General features: G+C 45.4%; 14 protein-coding genes and 2 pseudogenes. 1 reads left to right on the top strand and 15 read right to left on the bottom strand.

All coding sequences use genetic code 11. The features are described from left to right. Positions 1–178: 178 nt before the first annotated feature. From BLO31_RS19200 to pilM, 14 genes and pseudogenes are all read right to left on the bottom strand, one after another. On the bottom strand, positions 179–940 hold the full coding sequence (locus BLO31_RS19200) for a hypothetical protein (protein WP_070970619.1): 762 nt from the start codon (positions 938–940) through the stop codon (positions 179–181). Next, positions 937–2,586 carry a trypsin-like peptidase domain-containing protein gene (locus tag BLO31_RS19195; protein ID WP_245688525.1) on the bottom strand — a complete coding sequence of 550 codons (1,650 nt, stop codon included), beginning with the start codon at positions 2,584–2,586 and terminating at the stop codon, positions 937–939. The genes BLO31_RS19200 and BLO31_RS19195 overlap by 4 nt, the downstream gene beginning before the upstream one ends. Before the next feature lie 360 nt (positions 2,587–2,946). Continuing rightward, positions 2,947–3,963, bottom strand: coding sequence for a tryptophan--tRNA ligase (gene trpS, locus BLO31_RS19190; RefSeq protein WP_070970613.1), 1,017 nt, complete (start codon positions 3,961–3,963; stop codon positions 2,947–2,949). 150 nt (positions 3,964–4,113) lie between these two features. Next, positions 4,114–4,797, bottom strand: a complete 684-nt coding sequence (locus BLO31_RS19185) for a phosphoglycolate phosphatase (RefSeq protein ID WP_070970610.1) — start codon at positions 4,795–4,797, stop codon at positions 4,114–4,116. A 49-nt stretch (positions 4,798–4,846) separates the two neighbouring features. Next, a complete protein-coding gene (gene rpe / locus BLO31_RS19180) occupies positions 4,847–5,521 on the bottom strand; it encodes a ribulose-phosphate 3-epimerase (protein ID WP_070970607.1) in 675 nt (224 codons plus the stop codon). Between the two features lie 141 nt (positions 5,522–5,662). Further along, positions 5,663–6,486 (bottom strand): annotated as a pseudogene (locus BLO31_RS19175) (Dam family site-specific DNA-(adenine-N6)-methyltransferase). A gap of 56 nt (positions 6,487–6,542) precedes the next feature. Further along, entirely contained in the window at positions 6,543–8,039 is a 1,497-nt protein-coding gene (locus BLO31_RS19170) for an SPOR domain-containing protein (protein ID WP_070970603.1), read from the bottom strand. 42 nt (positions 8,040–8,081) lie between these two features. Next, positions 8,082–9,170, bottom strand: coding sequence for a 3-dehydroquinate synthase (gene aroB, locus BLO31_RS19165; protein WP_070970600.1), 1,089 nt, complete (start codon positions 9,168–9,170; stop codon positions 8,082–8,084). A gap of 30 nt (positions 9,171–9,200) precedes the next feature. After that, positions 9,201–9,719 carry a shikimate kinase AroK gene (gene aroK, locus BLO31_RS19160; RefSeq protein ID WP_070970596.1) on the bottom strand — a complete coding sequence of 173 codons (519 nt, stop codon included), beginning with the start codon at positions 9,717–9,719 and terminating at the stop codon, positions 9,201–9,203. Between the two features lie 277 nt (positions 9,720–9,996). Continuing rightward, positions 9,997–11,250 carry a type IV pilus secretin PilQ gene (gene pilQ, locus BLO31_RS19155; RefSeq protein WP_070970593.1) on the bottom strand — a complete coding sequence of 418 codons (1,254 nt, stop codon included), beginning with the start codon at positions 11,248–11,250 and terminating at the stop codon, positions 9,997–9,999. Next, the gene (locus BLO31_RS19150; protein ID WP_139159069.1) at positions 11,243–12,172 is read right to left on the bottom strand and encodes a hypothetical protein; all 930 of its coding nucleotides are present in this window, start codon (positions 12,170–12,172) and stop codon (positions 11,243–11,245) included. Before BLO31_RS19150 ends, pilQ begins: the two co-directional genes overlap by 8 nt. A gap of 11 nt (positions 12,173–12,183) precedes the next feature. After that, positions 12,184–12,726 carry a PilN domain-containing protein gene (locus tag BLO31_RS19145; protein ID WP_070970587.1) on the bottom strand — a complete coding sequence of 181 codons (543 nt, stop codon included), beginning with the start codon at positions 12,724–12,726 and terminating at the stop codon, positions 12,184–12,186. Beyond that, a complete protein-coding gene (locus tag BLO31_RS19140) occupies positions 12,713–13,192 on the bottom strand; it encodes a hypothetical protein (RefSeq protein WP_070970584.1) in 480 nt (159 codons plus the stop codon). Before BLO31_RS19140 ends, BLO31_RS19145 begins: the two co-directional genes overlap by 14 nt. Continuing rightward, positions 13,189–13,551 carry a pilus assembly protein PilM gene (gene pilM, locus BLO31_RS19135; RefSeq protein WP_070970581.1) on the bottom strand — a complete coding sequence of 121 codons (363 nt, stop codon included), beginning with the start codon at positions 13,549–13,551 and terminating at the stop codon, positions 13,189–13,191. The genes BLO31_RS19140 and pilM overlap by 4 nt, the downstream gene beginning before the upstream one ends. A gap of 191 nt (positions 13,552–13,742) precedes the next feature. Here pilM and BLO31_RS19130 point away from each other — a divergent pair, with 191 nt between their 5' ends. Continuing rightward, on the top strand, positions 13,743–16,289 hold the full coding sequence (locus BLO31_RS19130; protein ID WP_070970578.1) for a penicillin-binding protein 1A: 2,547 nt from the start codon (positions 13,743–13,745) through the stop codon (positions 16,287–16,289). Positions 16,290–16,344: 55 nt separating this feature from the next. Here BLO31_RS19130 and oxyR read toward each other — a convergent pair. Continuing rightward, positions 16,345–17,228 (bottom strand): annotated as a pseudogene (oxyR, locus tag BLO31_RS19125) (DNA-binding transcriptional regulator OxyR). Between the last annotated feature and the right edge of the window lie 151 nt (positions 17,229–17,379).

The raw sequence follows: 17,379 nt of genomic DNA, 5'->3' as shown, positions 1-17,379 counted from the left end.
TCTAGTTACCGCTAAAGGCGGTATTGTGCAGCAAGAGCGGCGAAAGGCAAGGAGAAAGTGATTCGTCAAACAAAATAAGGAGAAAGACGGGGCCTCACTACCAATCACCAATGGATTGGAAACAAATCTTTCTCCTTAAGATCTAGCTTCTAAGTCACGATTTCTCTGACTACTTCCTCTAATTGGGTTTGGTAAAGCTATTTTGTACCGCTGCAATAAGTGTATTTTCACTTGCAAGCCAGCCAACCCCATTGATAGAGCTCAGGTAGAATGGCCCTGATGGTGTAGTAAATACCCCCTCTACCGAATCTTTAGTACGAGTGATATTCCCCATCGGATTGCCTTGGCTATCTACTAGTACCCAGTTTGTTGCGCCTTGCCCCAAACTTTCCTGTTGCTGAATAATCACTTGTATCTGTTGCTCGTTAATAGATGGCAGCGTGAATCGCTGTCCGACGTCAAGAGAATCTAGGCTCGTCTCATCAAACTCAATAAAATACTTTGAATCGAGTGAATGGCCCTGAAGAGCTTGAGTTTCTGTATAATTCTCATAAACAGATTTTGCCTTTTCACTACTGCGCCACAAGGTCACTTCTTGATCAAAGAAATCCGGTGGAATAGGTGTATCAGAGTCCTCTTGTTGACTTTCATCTAGCTGAGGCGATTTTCTCGTATATTCAGTAATATCGGCCTTTAACTCATCTAAGGTGTCCGATTTAGGAGCCGCCTCTCCATGAGATATAGGTTTGGCATACTGAGCTTCTCGTATAGCAAGAGGTGGAACAGTATTTGTTTGTGTTACAAAATCTCCCAAAGCGGACGCCGTCAACACTTCAGAAGAAACGTGTTTTGGCACAGAAAGTTCTGTGCCCGACCGCTCCCACTGCAAGACCAGTCCCCACACAGATAACAAGAATGCAACAGCTAAATAACCTTTCACTCGTTCTCCTTATCTATATCTAGCTTGAATGTCAGTACTTTTTCAAAATGACTATGCCAACCTTTCACCAAAATGTTAAACAGGCCATCATAACTTCCATTTGGTAAATTTTGATTGTCTGACTGATGATAAGACACACGTAACTGACCGTAATTTGCGCCATTTGAGCAATACACACCGTTGTTCATAGCGCCCCAGCCACACCCAGTAAAACGCGAGGCGCGAAGTGACACCATTTGAACCTCATTGGTATCGCGATTGATCGCTGGGACTAATATAGTCGACCAAGTATTGAGGCGACCACTCCACGTACGACGAGTAACATCGCTAGTGATTTCCCCTTGCGGTAAATAATACACCGAACCTTTGACACTCTGATCATAACGAGAGGTCATTGCCGCACTCATCTCCGTAACCGTATCTTCAACAACCGCCGTTCCTTTGATCAAAATATTGGCGTTAAGATTGATCATTTCGTTGTAATCATGATCATGCCAACCTTTAGCCTCAAGTGAAAACATTCCAGTATACAAACCTGCTGGTACGTTTGAATTGTCCTCTTCCTTATACCAAATTCTCAACCCTCCTTTACTGGGGGACGGAAAACAATACACACCGTTGTTGATTTCCCCCCAGCCACAATGAGTTTGTCGCTGCGCTCGAAGCGTGATGTCTTTCCTCTCCCCAGTAGATTGATTTAACATCGGAACTACGAGCATTGTGAGGCCTGTTGGGTATGCCCATTTCCTTTTTTGGGGCCCAGCTACGTTATCCCCCGCTAAATAGTAAACAGTACCATCCACATGGGCTTCAACGTCTTTTAGCTCAAGCATTTTGGACTCAGTTAAGGTGCGTGAGCGAGTAACAGTATTGATATTTGGAAATATACGCTTCATCCATTCATGGTGAGGGGCGATACGACCAAACCCAGACCACTTTGCTTGCCAACCACCCCACCAAGAAGTAACACCTACACCAACGAGTTGCCCTTCTCGCCACTGCCATGACGTCGAACCACTGTCACCTGGAGTTATGAATGCCCAAGAGGAATCCGTGTTAGCAGTACTTTGCAAACAACCATCGCTTTCTTTAGTCACGACTCCTATCCCCCAAGCTCGACCACTGGTCAGCTTTTCAAGGCTAGGGGTCCCATTTAGACCGTAACCCAATAGAGTCATCGGTTGACCGACATAATGCTCGAAATCAACCTCATCCGCATAAACGGGTTGAGAAACGTTATTGCCTTCACTATCAACAGGCACTCTTAACAGTGGCAGCTCAACGATAGCTAAATCATTTTGGCAAGCGGTAAAGCCTAAAAAATGAGTGTTCGACTGTCCGGAGGCAATTAAGCGGTTGTCTCCCGTGCGAAAGGAGATACGCTGACCAAAATAAGTCGATTCTTGAGTCTTGTTATCCCCCGCTACGCAATGCGCAGCTGTGAGAATGAACGCCTTGTCTCCATGATTCCCAAGCCAAGTACCAGTGCAAAATGCACTGCCAGCTACTATTTTACCAACCGCACTAAAACGCTGTGCAAAAGATGTTTGACGTAGAGACTGATAGGCGACCGCGACCACCGCTGGGTCTCTTGATAGCGTTCCGCCAAGCTCTCGGTATTTCGAATCACTAATCCCAATGGCCAAAACACTGCTTGAGAATAAGCTAACTAATATAGGTAACCCAAGAGAACAATACCGCATAAAAACACTGGCTAAATAAGTACTTGTATATCCCTGCTTGTTGTCTTTCATCAATGTAGCCTCGTTAGGTTTAGGTGTCGCTGTACCCTATCTAATCTGGCATCAATGATACTAGGTCACTAATATTAAATAACATTAAATAATGCTCTGAACTTTTGGAGTATTGACGCTTCTTCTCATTAAATGTTTCGCGCAAGATCAGGCGAAAGTGGGGGTAACGGTTGATTTGATACTTAAATCAAAAGAGCCCGCAACCAAATGGCTACGGGCTCTTTGAAATTGGATCATATTTGAGGTTTGTAATTAAGGCTTACCGACAAAGCCAACCACTTCGTACACCTTTTTCAGGGTCTCTGAAGCGCGCGCGGACGCTTTTTCCGCTCCTTCGCGCATCACTGAGTTTAAGTACTCACGATCTTCGCGAATGCGTTTGTATTCAGCTTGTACTGGCTCAAGCATAGCAACCAGTGCTTCACCTACATCTTTTTTAAATGGACCGTACATTTCCACGCCTTTGTATTGCGCTTCAATTTCTTCAAAACTCAAACCCGTTGCAGCGGAGTAAAGGCCCATTAGGTTAGAAATGCCCGCTTTGTTTTCGATATCATGCGCGATGCGTGGCGGTGTTTCAGTGTCTGTTTGCGCTTTGTTGATCTTTTTGAGGATCGACTTTGGCTCTTCTAGCAGAGTAATCACGTTTTTGCGATTGTCATCAGACTTAGACATTTTCTTCGTCGCGTCTTGCAAACTCATTACTCGCGCATTCACTGTTGGGATGTATGGCTCTGGCACGACAAAGATAGGGTCTTCTGGGCTGTAGATGTTATTAAAGCGAGTAGCGATATCACGTGCCAGTTCTAAATGCTGTTTCTGGTCACTACCCACTGGAACTTGATGAGCACCGTAAAGCAGGATATCTGCCGCCATTAGCACTGGGTAATCAAACAGACCCGCGTTTACATCATTCGCGTAACGCTGAGATTTGTCTTTAAATTGAGTCATTCGGCTCAGTTCGCCCATCTGAGTATAACAGTTAAGAAGCCAGCTAAGCTGAGCATGCTCTGGTGCGTGTGACTGAACAAATAGCGTGCTCTTCTTCGGATCAACACCAACTGCTAGACAGATTGCCAATGCATCTAGGGTTGCTTCGTGTAGCTCTTTTGGGTTCTGGCGAACCGTAATCGCGTGAAGGTCAACGATACAATAGTGGCAATCATAATCGTCTTGCATCTGCTGCCATTGACGTAGAGCACCCAAGTAGTTGCCGATACTTAGTTCACCTGACGGTTGAACACCGCTGAATACGATGGGTTTGCTCATTAGAATGATTCCTTTGACTTCTTAATTTGGTAAAAAAGCCGCATGCTCATGCACGCGGCTTACTCAGTGTACTCATTAACAAGTATTTTGCTAGTGCTTTTGCTTCAACTGTCGCGCTTTAATCACGTCTATGCGAACAAGGACGTGCTTCTAGGCTGTCGCTATCACAACATCGATAAGCTCGGCAACCGTATCAGACACATAATCTGGGTCTGAAACTGAGATAGGTTCACCGTGGTTATAGCCGTAAGTAAGACCAAAAGAGTGGCAACCTGCGTTTTTCGCCGCAAGAATGTCATTTTTTGAGTCTCCCACCATCAGCATTTCACTTGCCCCAATACCGTGCTTTTCCATCAACCAGTTGAGAGCCATTGGATTTGGCTTCTTCTCGGGAAAGCTATCTCCACCAAGCACATCCGTAAAAAAGTGTTTGATTGCGTGCTTTTCCAAAACTTCAGGTACAAATCGGCTCGGCTTATTAGTTACCAGCGCTAGGGTGAAACCCGCTTTATGAAGTACTTCTAACGTCTCTTTTACCCCTGGGTAAAGATGGCTGTTAGCGTGACCGGTTTGGTCGTAGAAATCATCAAATAACTCACGTGCTTTGGCGCGTAGTTCATCGGTAAGTTGTGGATCAATCGTTAAGCTTTGGCTTAAAGAACGGCCGATCAGTACATCGGCACCATTGCCCACATAATCTCTAACTTGTTCTTCGGTAACGGTGGGAAAGCCTAGCGCTTGTACGGCTTTATCCGCAGCTATCGCTAAGTCCGGCACACTGTCGAGCAAGGTGCCATCTAAGTCAAAAGCGACGAGCTTAATATTGTTTAACATACTGCTTTACTTCTCTTACTTGTAATTTTGATCGTTGTGTTAAAGAAGATTATTTACCAGCTTTAGCCAGTTCAGCACGCATTTGGTCGATCACTTCTTTGTAGTCTGGTTGATTGAAGATCGCCGAGCCCGCTACAAACATATCCGCACCCGCTTCAGCAATCTCTCGGATATTCTCGACTTTAACACCACCATCGATCTCTAGGCGTATATCGCGACCAGATTCGTCAATCATCTTACGAACCGAACGCAGCTTATCTAATGTATGGGGAATAAAGGATTGTCCGCCAAAACCAGGGTTTACGGACATCAGCAGAATAAGATCAACTTTATCCATAATAAACTCTAAACACGACAGAGGCGTAGCTGGGTTGAGAACCACACCCGCTTGGCAACCGTGTTCTTTGATCAGTTGCAAAGTGCGGTCAACGTGTTCCGACGCTTCGACGTGAAAAGTGATCATGCTAGCACCCGCTTTTGCAAAGTCTGGAATGATGCGATCAACGGGCTTCACCATTAAGTGAACATCGATAGGCGCTGTAATACCGTAATCGCGTAGTGCTTTACACACCGGAGCACCAAAAGTCAGGTTAGGAACATAGTGATTGTCCATCACATCAAAGTGAACAACATCTGCGCCTGCCGCCAATACTTTTTCTACGTCTTCACCAAGACGAGCAAAGTCTGCTGACAAAATGGATGGAGCTATAAGGAAATCTTTCATACCTGACCTCTATGGCAAAATTGGGCGAACTTGCGATTATTGTGGGGCGTCTTGCCTCAGGCCGCAATTCTACCTAAGCCTAATCAGATATTCGAGTCTTGTCTCAGAAATACTCTCTGCTTGTTGAGTGTTAAGTGACTATTAAGCAGATTCTGGTTTGAACAGCGCCAGTAATTCGTCCACTTTATTGCGTCCAGCACCATTGCGACTAATCGTGCGTTTCACTTTCACCACATTTAGCTCTGCACCGTGGTATAGGCGTCGTGTAAGCGTAGTGTCGTGGTTTGATATCAATACTGGAATGTTTCTGTGCAGTGCGGCTTTTTCAGCGACGTCCGCCAATCCTGCTTGGTCATCTAAGGAGAAGCCATTGCCCGCATACGAAGTGAAATTAGCGGTGTTTGAAAGAGGAGCGTAAGGAGGATCACAGTAGATAACACTGCCTTTGCGCGCGCGTCTAAAGGTCTCTCCATACCCTTCGCAGATAAAGGTCGCTTTTTTCGCTTTGTCAGCAAAAAACTCAAGTTCTTTTTCTGGAAAGTAGGGCTTTTTGTATGAGCCAAATGGAACGTTGAACCCACCTTTTTTGTTGTATCGACACAAGCCGTTAAAACCGAAACGGTTCATATATAAAAACGCCAGCGAGCGGTACATTACATCATCAGTGCCATTAAACTGAGCACGGATATCTAGGTAGGCTTCTTTGCGGTTATTTTCGGGTACAAACCATCGCTTAGCCTCAGAGATATACTCTTCTGGGCTCTCTTTAAGCAGGTTATAAAGATTAATGAGGTCGGGATTAATATCAGCTAATAAATACTGATCATAATCGGTATTAAGAAAGATTGAGCCAGCACCAACGAAGGGTTCCACCAACTTGCGCGCCGGTGGAAGATGGCGTTGTATATCTTCTACGAGTCCGAATTTTCCACCAGCCACTTAAGGAAGGCACGCTGCTTCTTCATTTATTGCTCTAATCGTTCAACCACAAAAGTAAGGGTGCGGAATGTAACATATTTGCCTAGTTGGCACGATCTATTTCTCTCTGCACCTGACTTAGCGATTTCGCCCATGGTTCGAGGGATTGCAGCTCTTCTGACAGGCCATCGACCGCGTCTCTCGCCATTTGAATGGTCGGATAATTTTGATAGGTCACAATGTACCATTCGACCTCACTTCTCACCGTGGGATAGACGTATACCTGACCGGCTAAACGGTACTTATCAATAAACTGCTGTACTTCCTGTAGCGTGTTCATTGCAGCAAGCTGCAAAGTATAACTCCTTGGAGAATAAGCTTTTAGTTCTTCCCGAGAGAATGAAAACTGAATCCTTGTTTCTGGGGTTGCTTCAGATACCTCAGCTTGAGGTTCTTCTACTGGCACTTCAACTGGATTTTCAACCGCTTGCTCTTTTGCGTCTTCCACCGCTGTTTCAATAACAGAGGTATCAACCTGCTCCGGCTTGCCTTCCATCAAGGCATCAACAACTTCAGAGGTAATCACAACGCGTTGTTGTTCCGCATCTGCGCCGCCAATCAATACGGAACCATCCATTAACTCTTGTGGAAGTGCATCGGTATCTTCCACCGCCTCTGCTACCATTGGGTCTTCGGCAATGGCCTCAATGTTTTCACCTTCGACTTGCGCCGTTTGAGGCTCCTCTACTTCAGGAAGCGTCGGAATAACGGTTTGCTCAACGTTGTCCGTTAACTGTTGCGCCATTTCATCTGGCGTAGGTTGCTGGGTCATATACCAATAACCACCACCAATAAGTAAAACGATGACTAAAATCGCAAGAGCAATATTAATTGGAGAACCAATGATTGAGCGTATGATAATCCGTTTTTCTACTTTCTGATCGGCTAGAGCCATAATGTCTCCCGGTGTGCGGTTTGTCTTTCGATAAGCATTTCGCGTACGACGCTCCATGCCATCTTCGACATATCTCATGACCAAGTGTTCAAAAAATCGATCGGCTTCGTTTTCTGATAGGTTGTCGACCTCTAGATCGATAGGCTTGTGTTCTTGCCCGTAACTCAAGCGTGTTAGCAGAGCATCTAGACTCCCAGACTGAGCAAAAAGCACGACATTCACTGTCCAAGTGGGGTTCACTTGAGCTTCTAGCACCATCATCCAGAGTTCTGAGATAAAAGTTTCACTCAGCAAGTGAGCGTCATCAACCACAATAACAATATCGCAAGGCTCATTTTCCTGAGCTCTTGAGAAACTTTCTAAAATCGTATCACTGGGATTGTATTGAGATTGGGAGACAAGCTGTCCAAGAATAGTCGCTCTTCTTTGCGCTTCATCTTGGTTGGGGTGGCACATCAACAAAGACTGATTTTTTTCCTCAGCCCATGCTTCTAAGTACCTCTGTGCTAACCAAGATTTACCAGCACCACCAGGACCGCCAATGGTCACGAGATTTGACCCAAAGTTTGTCAACAGTTGCAAACGCTCTAACAGAGCGGTCTGAGACTCTAACTCCAACATGCGGGATTCATGGGTCAAACTCATTTCACCATCCTATAGACCTTGCTTGTCTAGGTTCTTGAACCGTTACAGAGTGCGACAAAAATCGATTGCTTGCTCAATCACGGATTCTGGCACACCTTTAAACACATCGGCGGTACCTATACTGGTAGGCAACACTAAACGCAGCTCACCTGACAAGACTTTCTTGTCACGCATCATGTGCTTCATAAAGTCGGCAAAAGACATGCTCTCCGGCGTGTGAATAGGCAACTTAGCTCTTTTCAGTATAGAAATAATTCTTTCTAGCTGCTCTTTCGAGATAAGACCTTGAAGCTGGGCTGTTTTTGCAGCCATGACTGTACCAGAAGAAACCGCTTCACCATGTAACCATTTACCATACCCGAGTTCAGCTTCAATCGCATGACCAAAAGTATGACCCAGATTCAACAGTGCGCGAATTCCTGCCTCTTTTTCGTCTTGTGCAACCACTTCGGCCTTAATCTGACAACAACGAGCGATGGCATAGCTCAAAGCAGCTTCATCAAGTGCATATAATTTATCAAGATTTTCTTCGAGCCAATCAAAAAAATCAGCGTCGTAGATAATGCCGTATTTGATCACTTCAGCGATTCCAGCAGCAAACTCTTTCTCTGGAAGCGTTTTTAAACAGTTAGTATCAATAACAACTGACTTGGGCTGATAGAAGGCCCCGATCATGTTTTTACCCAGCGGGTGGTTCACGGCAGTTTTGCCACCGACAGATGAGTCTACTTGAGAGAGCAAAGTGGTCGGGATCTGAATAAAGTCCACGCCTCGCTGATAACAAGCGGCAGCAAATCCGACCAAATCACCGATTACACCACCACCTAACGCAATGATAACTACGTCACGACTGTAGTTTTTCTCTAAAAGAAAACTCATCACGGTGTTGAAAGTATCGAGTGACTTGTACTGTTCGCCATCTGGCAGTTCCAATACTTGAGTATTGCAACCCAGCTCGGTCAATCTGTTAACTATGGTTTCAGCATACAGTGGCGCAACGGTGACATTGCTGATCACGAGTACATTTTGATTTGCTGAAAGCGGGGAAAGGTGGGCCGGATCTTCAAACAATCCGGCGCCAATTGAAATGGGATAGCTACGTTCACCTAAGCTGACCGTAATCCGTTCCATGGGTAATCTCCAAACTAGAATTTAAACGTATTAACGTTCTTCTAGCATTTTTACGATCTGGTTGGCTACCACTTTTGCACTTTGATCGTCTGTACGCACAGTGTAGTCCGCAATTTCTTCGTACAGTGGGTTGCGTTCGCCAGCTAGGTTTTCTAGTACATCTCGCGGGTTATCAGTTTGCAGAAGCGGACGTTTTTTATCACGGTTTGTTCTCGCTAACTGCTTTTCGATTGTTGTTTCTAAATAGACAACAATGCCGCGTGCAGATAGTCGATTGCGGTTATCTTTGCTTTTGATTGATCCACCACCCGTCGCTAGAACGATACCTTGTTCTTCGGTTAGGTCGTTGATCACTTTTTCCTCGCGAGCGCGAAAACCGTCTTCACCTTCTACGTCAAATACCCAAGCGATATCTGCGCCAGTGCGCTCTTCGATTACCGTGTCAGAATCGACAAACTCCATATGAAGTTGTTGAGCAAGATGTCGTCCAATGGTGCTTTTGCCGGCTCCCATAGGGCCAACAAGGAAAATATTGCGTTTCTCAGCCATGTTTAGCAGTAATTTACAACGTTAAATTCAATGACATCGTCACAAGCATGTCTGGCTGCTTCATTTCTCTGAAGCCCTTGCTAGATCGGCGCTACACCGAGTCTACTACCAGCGTCTATGCCACTTGTGACACCTATTCCTCACAGATAATTCGTGATAAGACCCGAAATTATCTAGATAAGGTGCCTGCATTGCAAATTTATTTTTAGATCAATTGAGAATGGGTAGGTGCGTAATAGAAATAATCTTCGCGTAATCAAAGACAAAGTCCTGTTACTTACGGTGCAATTAAACGCGGAGTAATAAAAATAACCAGCTCACTATTTACCCATTCATTTCGAGTTTGACGAAACAAACTACCTACCACGGGTATCTCGCCGAGCAACGGTACACCATATACACTGTCTGTTTGGCTTTTCTGGTATATACCGCCGAGGGCCAATGTCTCGCCATTGGCAACTTGAACTTGGGTGGTCACCCTTTGAGTATTTATAGCAACTGCCTGACCTGTCCCCGCTTGCACCACCTCTCCGGGCCGATCTTGAGTAACACTCAAGTTAATAAGAAGTTGTTGTTCGCCCAATGCGTAAGGCGTGACTTCTAAGCTGAGCACCGCTTTTTTGAACTCAATGCTCGTTCCCCCTCCGGAGGTTGATTCTTGATAAGGGATCTCGGTTCCTTGCTCAATCACCGCAGTTGTTTTGTCTACGGTGACGAGTCTTGGTCTAGAAATCACCTTTGCCTTTGATTCCGACTGAAGCGCAGCCAGTTCTAAATCTAGCAGCACATCAGAGCCTAACTGCGTCAGTTTCAGCAAGGTTGAGACTTCATCTGTTTGCTGGGTTGTTGTACTAAAAACTCCGGCGCTACCTTGAGACGGAGAGAGCTTTAACTCAGCAGAAAGGTTCTCTCCTGTGAACACGGAATTCCAGTTCACGCCCAAAGATTCATGCTCTCTTTGATAAAAAGTGACAATCCTAGCTTCTATCTCCACTTGTTGCTTCTGCTTATCGAGCACGCTAAGCAGAGTTGCCACTTGGTCTAACTCTTCCTCACTGCCACGTGCAACAATGGAATTTGAGTGGCTATCTACTTGGACAGTAAAAGACGGGTTGGCTTCATGTACAAAGGTTTTTGATAACACTTCTACCATCTCGTCGGCAGAAGAAAACAACAGGGGAAAAACGCGAATTAGGCGACCAGTAATCATTTGCTCGGAAGCGTTTCCCTCTTTACCGATATACATAATATTTTCCAGTTGGTAGTAGGAGAGCCCTTTGGCGTGCAGTACCGCATGCAGTGCTTGCCGCCAAGAGACTTGATTCAGTTCTAAGGTGACGTCACCCTTTATTTGCTCGCTGACAACAAGGTTTATACCTCCTTTGTCAGCAATGACCTTGAGTGCTTGATAAATAGGCATTTGAGTAAAACTAAAAGAAGTCGTCGGTAAACTCACTTCTTCTTTTGGGCTACTGTGAGAGGGAAAAAGCGACATTAAAAGATAAAACGTGATAATGAGTAACCTATTCAACGGACTCTCCTTCCTGCATGATCCACTTACATTCCCGAGCGGATAGATAAGCGTAAATCGCCCCATTTTTTAATTTAGATACAACCAGCCCCAGCTCTCGGTAAACTTCTCCAATCGCTATTTCTTCAACCTGTCCATGTTCATCGATAAGTAGAGCACTTAAGGTCGGCGAATAGATAATCCCTTTAAAACGGCTATTCAGCTCTTTCTGTCGCTTGATTTCTTCACGGACACATTCGTTTCTTTCCCTCAACGGAGAATAAGTGAAAGTCGGTGGAGAACCAGAGGGGACAAATTGTGCCAGTTGGCTCTTCATTCGAAGAATGGCAGTGGAAGGTGTGAAATGTACTATTGAACTTTGCTGACGGTCTGGAGAAACATTAGGTAGTAACAAAGTGAATGGTTTGAGCGTCAATGTAGCGGTAAAAAGAGCAGCAGGCTGACTGACAAGTACCCACTCTACGCTATCAAAAGTTATTGGAACACTCTGCCTATGAAGCTCAGAGAGCAAAGCGCCAATGTTAAAGTAAGTGCCCACCAACATAATTTTAATCGAGTTGCCTTCAACCTTAGTGAAGTGTCTGATCGCGACATCAAACCTAACAGTCAATAGATCAAGCTGACGAATCAATTGATGGTTTGTCGCTGCGCTCCAATCAGTAGGTAAAAGTTGATAGAGATCCGTCATAACTTGCAATAGCTTTTTCCGCTGAGCAGAACCTTTCTCAAGCTCAGCTTTTTGGCTCGCAAGCTGTTGTTGAAATTTGTTTTTCCGCAGTAGCTCAATCTGATAATTCTCATAAGTAGGCGCGACAGCAAACCACCAGCCCAAAAATAAGGGAATAATAAAGATCGCCAACAGTATTGGAGCTCGAAACTGATTGGCTAGGTCCAAATGTTCGACCTTATTCAATAGAGCCATATTCACCAAAATCACCGTGCCCCTTCACTATCTGAATAGTCACTTTTGATAATAAACTCTGCGCTTTTAGAAGCGGCTTTTTGAAACTTATTGATGCGACTGTTTTGCCAGTTTGGGTCGGCCTCAATACCAGAAACAAAACCTTGTAGCTTTGATAAGCTTTCTACTTCACCTTTTAATGTGAGCTGGTTACCGCCAATCTGTAAGTGAGTCATTGCCAACCCATCAGACTCTGCAACATCAACACTTGAGATAGCGGACACTTGCTGCTGGCGGCTATGCCAAGCCTTAATTAATTCACTTTGCGCTTTTGAGGCCCGCTGTAAATCAAGCGCGATACTTTCATTGATAACGGGAAGGTTTTCTAACTGGAATTTTAGTCGTTCAACAGACTCACTCTCTGCTTCCACTAGGCGTTTGGCAACGCCATCAATCGCAGCTATTAGGGCAATAGATGCACTAAAACTAACAATGCAAAACAGAACAAACCGATAGTTACTGCGTTTTCTCTGTTGCTGCCGCCAAGGTAATAGGTTGACGTCAATATAAGCCATACTTTGTTAACCACCTTTGCGCTAAAAACGCGATACCAACACTGGCTGCATAACGACATTTATCTTCTTCTCTAGGTTCATTTTTCCAAACCAAGGAGTGAGGGTATATCAATGGCGTTCTTTGCAGGGTTTGATTTGATTTCATTTCATAGCAACCGCGATGATTTAGCAGTAGAACTTTGGCTGACTTAGGTTCAATGGGTAATTTAGAGATCCAATCGAGATCAAATTGAGCATCACCGTTTCGATGATATCCAACCTCTATCGGAATTGGCGTCGATACCACATTACTGTCAGCGTGAATTTCAATCAGCAGTGGTCTCTCGGCAAGATGGTATAGCAAGTAGTTAGGCTGCATCTCATGAAAAACGGCCGCCAGTGCATGGGAATAAGTATTGATAGAAACTAACTCAAAACCAGCTTGCTTCATGGCTAGCGTCAAGTTTTCAATAATGTCACGCCTCATAGCGTAGAGTGATGCTCACAAAGGCTATTAATCGCCAGATCATTTTTATTGACGATGAAGTCCAGCGACAACTGGTCGTGAGGGATATGTGTAAGTTGAGTCAACTCGTGGGCGAGTTCTGCCTGCTTTTCTAATCCCTCAAACAGACTATCGGTTTGAATAAGCTGATATATTACCCACTCATCTGGAATCGAAACCGCAACTCGCCGACTGAAGCGAGGCAAGTCCTTTCTAAGTTGTTTTAGATTATTTACAATTTTCTGATAATTGACCGCCCAACTATCGGCGAAAATGCACTTTTCTGTCTCATATTGTCTATAGTCCTGTATGGTAGTGGTTTTACCATTGGCCTTTAGCACTGCTGCTTGATAGTATGGTGGCCGATATCAAGCCCAGTTATTCCGAATATCCCCATGTTTTCATTCCATTAAGTAGGTTTGAAAGTTAGAATTGGTGGTTTTGCGAGCACAGCAATATCATAGGGCTCAGTTTTTAACGTAAAGAACAACAGGTTGCCTATAGCAGCCGATAACGAATCAGGGATTCTCCGGTGAAGTTCATAAAGCGATTGTTTATATTTGTATTAGTTTGCGGCGTGCTTGGAGTGGGGACCATTATCGGTTTTTACTTCTACGTCAAACCAGAGCTACCGGACGTGGCGACCCTGAAAGATGTTAAACTGCAAACGCCGATGCAAGTTTTCAGTCAAGATGGAAAACTCATTTCTCAGTTTGGTGAAAAACGCCGTATTCCAGTCGCTTACGATGATATTCCTCAGCATTTAATCGATGCACTTATCGCTACCGAAGACAGCCGCTTTTACGACCACCCAGGTATCGACCCTATCGGTATTACTCGTGCAGCCGTCGTGGTCGCCATGTCGGGAACGGCAAAACAAGGAGCGAGTACCATTACTCAGCAGTTGGCTCGTAACTTCTTCTTGACTAACGAGAAGAAAATTATGCGTAAAATCAAAGAGATTTTTATCGCTATCCACATAGAACAACTGCTGACTAAACCAGAAATAATGGAGCTTTACGTTAACAAGATCTTTCTTGGTTACCGCTCCTACGGATTTGGCGCTGCGGCGCGTGTCTACTTTGGTAAAGACCTTGCTGACCTAACCTTGAGTGAAATCGCAACTCTTGCAGGTATGCCTAAAGCCCCATCGACAATGAACCCAATCTACTCGCTAGAACGTGCGACCAATCGACGCAACGTGGTTCTGCGCCGTATGTTGGATGAAAAATACATTACCCAACAAGAATTTGAAGACGCGCGCAACGAAGCCATCGTGGCTCGTTACCACGGAGCTGAAATTGAGCTAAGGGCACCTTACGTTGCCGAACTCGCCCGAGCTTGGATGGTAGAACGCTACGGCGAAGAAGAAGCATATACTTCCGGCATGAACATCTACACCACTGTCGATTCCAAATTGCAAAAAGCCGCCAATGATGCCGCTATCAACAACCTTATCGCTTACGACCAACGTCATGGCTATCGCGGGGAAGAAAAAGTACTTTGGAAGCAAGGTGACACTCCTCTAACCAGTGAGGAAATGAACAAAGTCCTAAGTCGCGCTCCCACCTATGGCAAGTTGCGCCCAGCTATCGTGACAAAAGTTGATGATAAACGCGCTGAAGTAGTGGTAAAAAGCCACGGTGAGCAAAGTATCGAATGGGATGGTTTAAAGTGGGCTCGTCCTTACATCACCGATGAAAAACAAGGTAAAGCGCCAAAACGCGCAGAGGAAATAGTGGAAGTTGGCCAGCAAATCTGGGTCACCTTGAATACCATTCCTCAAGAAGAGGGTGAACCAATCACCGCTTGGCACCTTGCTCAGGTTCCTAACGCGAATACGGCATTCGTATCGATGAATCCAGAGAATGGCGCCGTACTGTCTCTTGTCGGTGGCTTTAACTTTGTTCATAACAAGTTCAACCGCGCAACCCAATCGGTCCGTCAGGTAGGTTCTAGTATTAAACCTTTCATCTATGCAGCTGCACTAGATAATGGGCTGACGTTGGCAAGCCTTATCAACGATGCGCCAATCAACCAATGGGATCGCAGTCAGGGAACGGCTTGGAGACCAAAAAACTCGCCACCTACCTACACTGGCCCTACTCGTTTGAGAATTGGTTTAGCACAATCGAAGAACGTAATGGCGGTGCGCGTTCTACGTCAGGTCGGCTTAGATGAAACTCGCCAGTACCTTACTCGTTTTGGTTTTGAGCTTGATCAGCTTCCTCGTTCAGAGACAATCGCTCTGGGTGCGGGTAGCTTAACTCCAGTCAAAATGGCTCAGGGTTACTCGGTGTTCGCTAACGGCGGTTACTATGTTGAACCTTTTTATATCAGCCGAGTTGAAGGGCCATTTGGCGACTTAGAGTTTGAAGCCTCTCCAATGTCGATTTGTCGCGAGAACTGCCCACAATCACCAACCCTTGGGCAACAAGGTGAAACGACAACCGACAACAGCGAACTTGCAGAACCTGTGCTGACCGAAGTAGACGTAGATAATGATGCACCTAACTATGCACCACAGGTTATCAGTGAACAAACCGCATTCCTCATGCGTGAAATGATGTATAGCAACATCTGGGGTGGCGGTAACTGGCGAGACGGAACCGGCTGGAATGGCACTGGGTGGCGAGCTCAAGAGCTCAAACGCCGTGATGTCGGAGGTAAAACAGGTACAACTAACGACTCGAAAGACACTTGGTACAACGGTTATGGTCCTGGCATGGTAGCCATCGCTTGGGTTGGTTTTGACGATCACAACCGCAAGCTTGGACGCACTGTAACCAACTCGAATCTGGGTAAGGGACAGATCACCGGCGCAGAGTCCGGCGCGAAAACTGCGCAGCCAGCTTGGATAGAGTTTATGGAAGTCGCTCTTAAAGATACTGAGGTGCAGAGCAAAGTCGTTCCGCCCCAGATTGTCAGAGCACGTATCGACCGAGACTCTGGGTTACTTACCAACAAATTTGATGCCAGCTCTATGTTCGAGTACTTTGTTGCAGGCACTGAACCGACTGAGTTTGTCTCCGATGAAATCACCGACAGCGTTTACAGCAGTGAAGACGAACTCTTCTAACACCGCTTAGTAGTAAAAAAGGTTGGCATAAGCCAACCTTTTTTGTTTCCGATATCTACCCTAACTGAGCTTGAATTGCTTTAGCCAACTGCTCAAACCTCTCTCTCAACGGTGAGCCTGGGCGATAAGCGAGTACTAGGCTACGTGAAGGCTCGGGATTGATTGCTTTGATGTAACAAACTCCGTCTTTTTCTTTCTCAGAAGGAAGAGATAGTTGAGGCAGAAGTGTAATACCCGCTCCCGCTGCTACCATGTTTCTTAGTGTCTCTAAGCTGGTTGCTTTAAATCGTTCATCGTCTTTGGCTCCAGCCGCAAAGCAGAACCCCAAAGCTTGATCTCTTAGGCAGTGGCCATCACCCAAAGCAAGTACTGTTTTACCGTTGAGCTCCAACATATCAATTTGCTCTAAGTGTGCCCATTCATGGTCACACGGCACCGCAACACTAAGGGGTTCATTGTAAACTTCGATCTCCTTGAAAGGCGCCGTTTCTGCCACCGAAGCCAACACCAAGCAATCCAGTTTTCCTTCCTCTAGTTGTCGCACCAATTGATGAGTTTGCGCCTCGTGTAAAAAGAGCTCTAGATCGGGAAACTGCTCTTTTAATGCTGGAACAATCTTTGGCAGCAAATACGGGCCTACAGTAGGTATAAAGCCAATGTGCATTGGCCCGACCATAGATCCGCCTTGACGCTCGCCATATCCTTAAACAATTTCACTTCTGTAAGAATACGCTTAGCTTGGTCGACCAATTGTAAGCCAGATTCTGTAAATAACACTCTGCGACTACTACGCTCTAGTAGGGCTGTACCGAGCTCGTCTTCAAGCTTTCGTATCTGACCGCTCAAAGTTGGCTGACTGACAAAACAGGCCTCAGCCGCTTTTCGAAAGTGTTGGTGCTCTGCTAATGCAACAAGATATTCAAAGTCTCTGATATTCATGACTGACTCTCGATAGAAAACATCTATCAAAACCATAGCATCAAACGATTAGAGCTATCAAAGATTTTTTTGAATAATAACTCCATCGAAACAGGCAAGACGTAAAAACAGAACGTCGCCACTGAACCCAGACATCATCAATTTTAAGGAA

Source organism: Vibrio sonorensis (assembly GCF_001854765.1).
Taxonomy (GTDB): Bacteria; Pseudomonadota; Gammaproteobacteria; order Enterobacterales; family Vibrionaceae; genus Vibrio; species Vibrio sonorensis.
This window is presented reverse-complemented; position numbering and strand designations above follow the sequence as displayed.

Excerpts from the sequence above, each read along its gene's own strand:
- trpS (WP_070970613.1), bottom strand. The coding sequence starts at position 3,963 with ATGAGCAAACCCATCGTATTCAGCGGTGTTCAACCGTCAGGTGAACTA.
- BLO31_RS19185 (WP_070970610.1), bottom strand. The coding sequence starts at position 4,797 with ATGTTAAACAATATTAAGCTCGTCGCTTTTGACTTAGATGGCACCTTG.
- rpe (WP_070970607.1), bottom strand. The coding sequence starts at position 5,521 with ATGAAAGATTTCCTTATAGCTCCATCCATTTTGTCAGCAGACTTTGCT.
- BLO31_RS19170 (WP_070970603.1), bottom strand. The coding sequence starts at position 8,039 with ATGAGTTTGACCCATGAATCCCGCATGTTGGAGTTAGAGTCTCAGACC.
- aroB (WP_070970600.1), bottom strand. The coding sequence starts at position 9,170 with ATGGAACGGATTACGGTCAGCTTAGGTGAACGTAGCTATCCCATTTCA.
- aroK (WP_070970596.1), bottom strand. The coding sequence starts at position 9,719 with ATGGCTGAGAAACGCAATATTTTCCTTGTTGGCCCTATGGGAGCCGGC.
- BLO31_RS19150 (WP_139159069.1), bottom strand. The coding sequence starts at position 12,172 with ATGGCTCTATTGAATAAGGTCGAACATTTGGACCTAGCCAATCAGTTT.
- BLO31_RS19145 (WP_070970587.1), bottom strand. The coding sequence starts at position 12,726 with ATGGCTTATATTGACGTCAACCTATTACCTTGGCGGCAGCAACAGAGA.
- BLO31_RS19140 (WP_070970584.1), bottom strand. The coding sequence starts at position 13,192 with ATGAGGCGTGACATTATTGAAAACTTGACGCTAGCCATGAAGCAAGCT.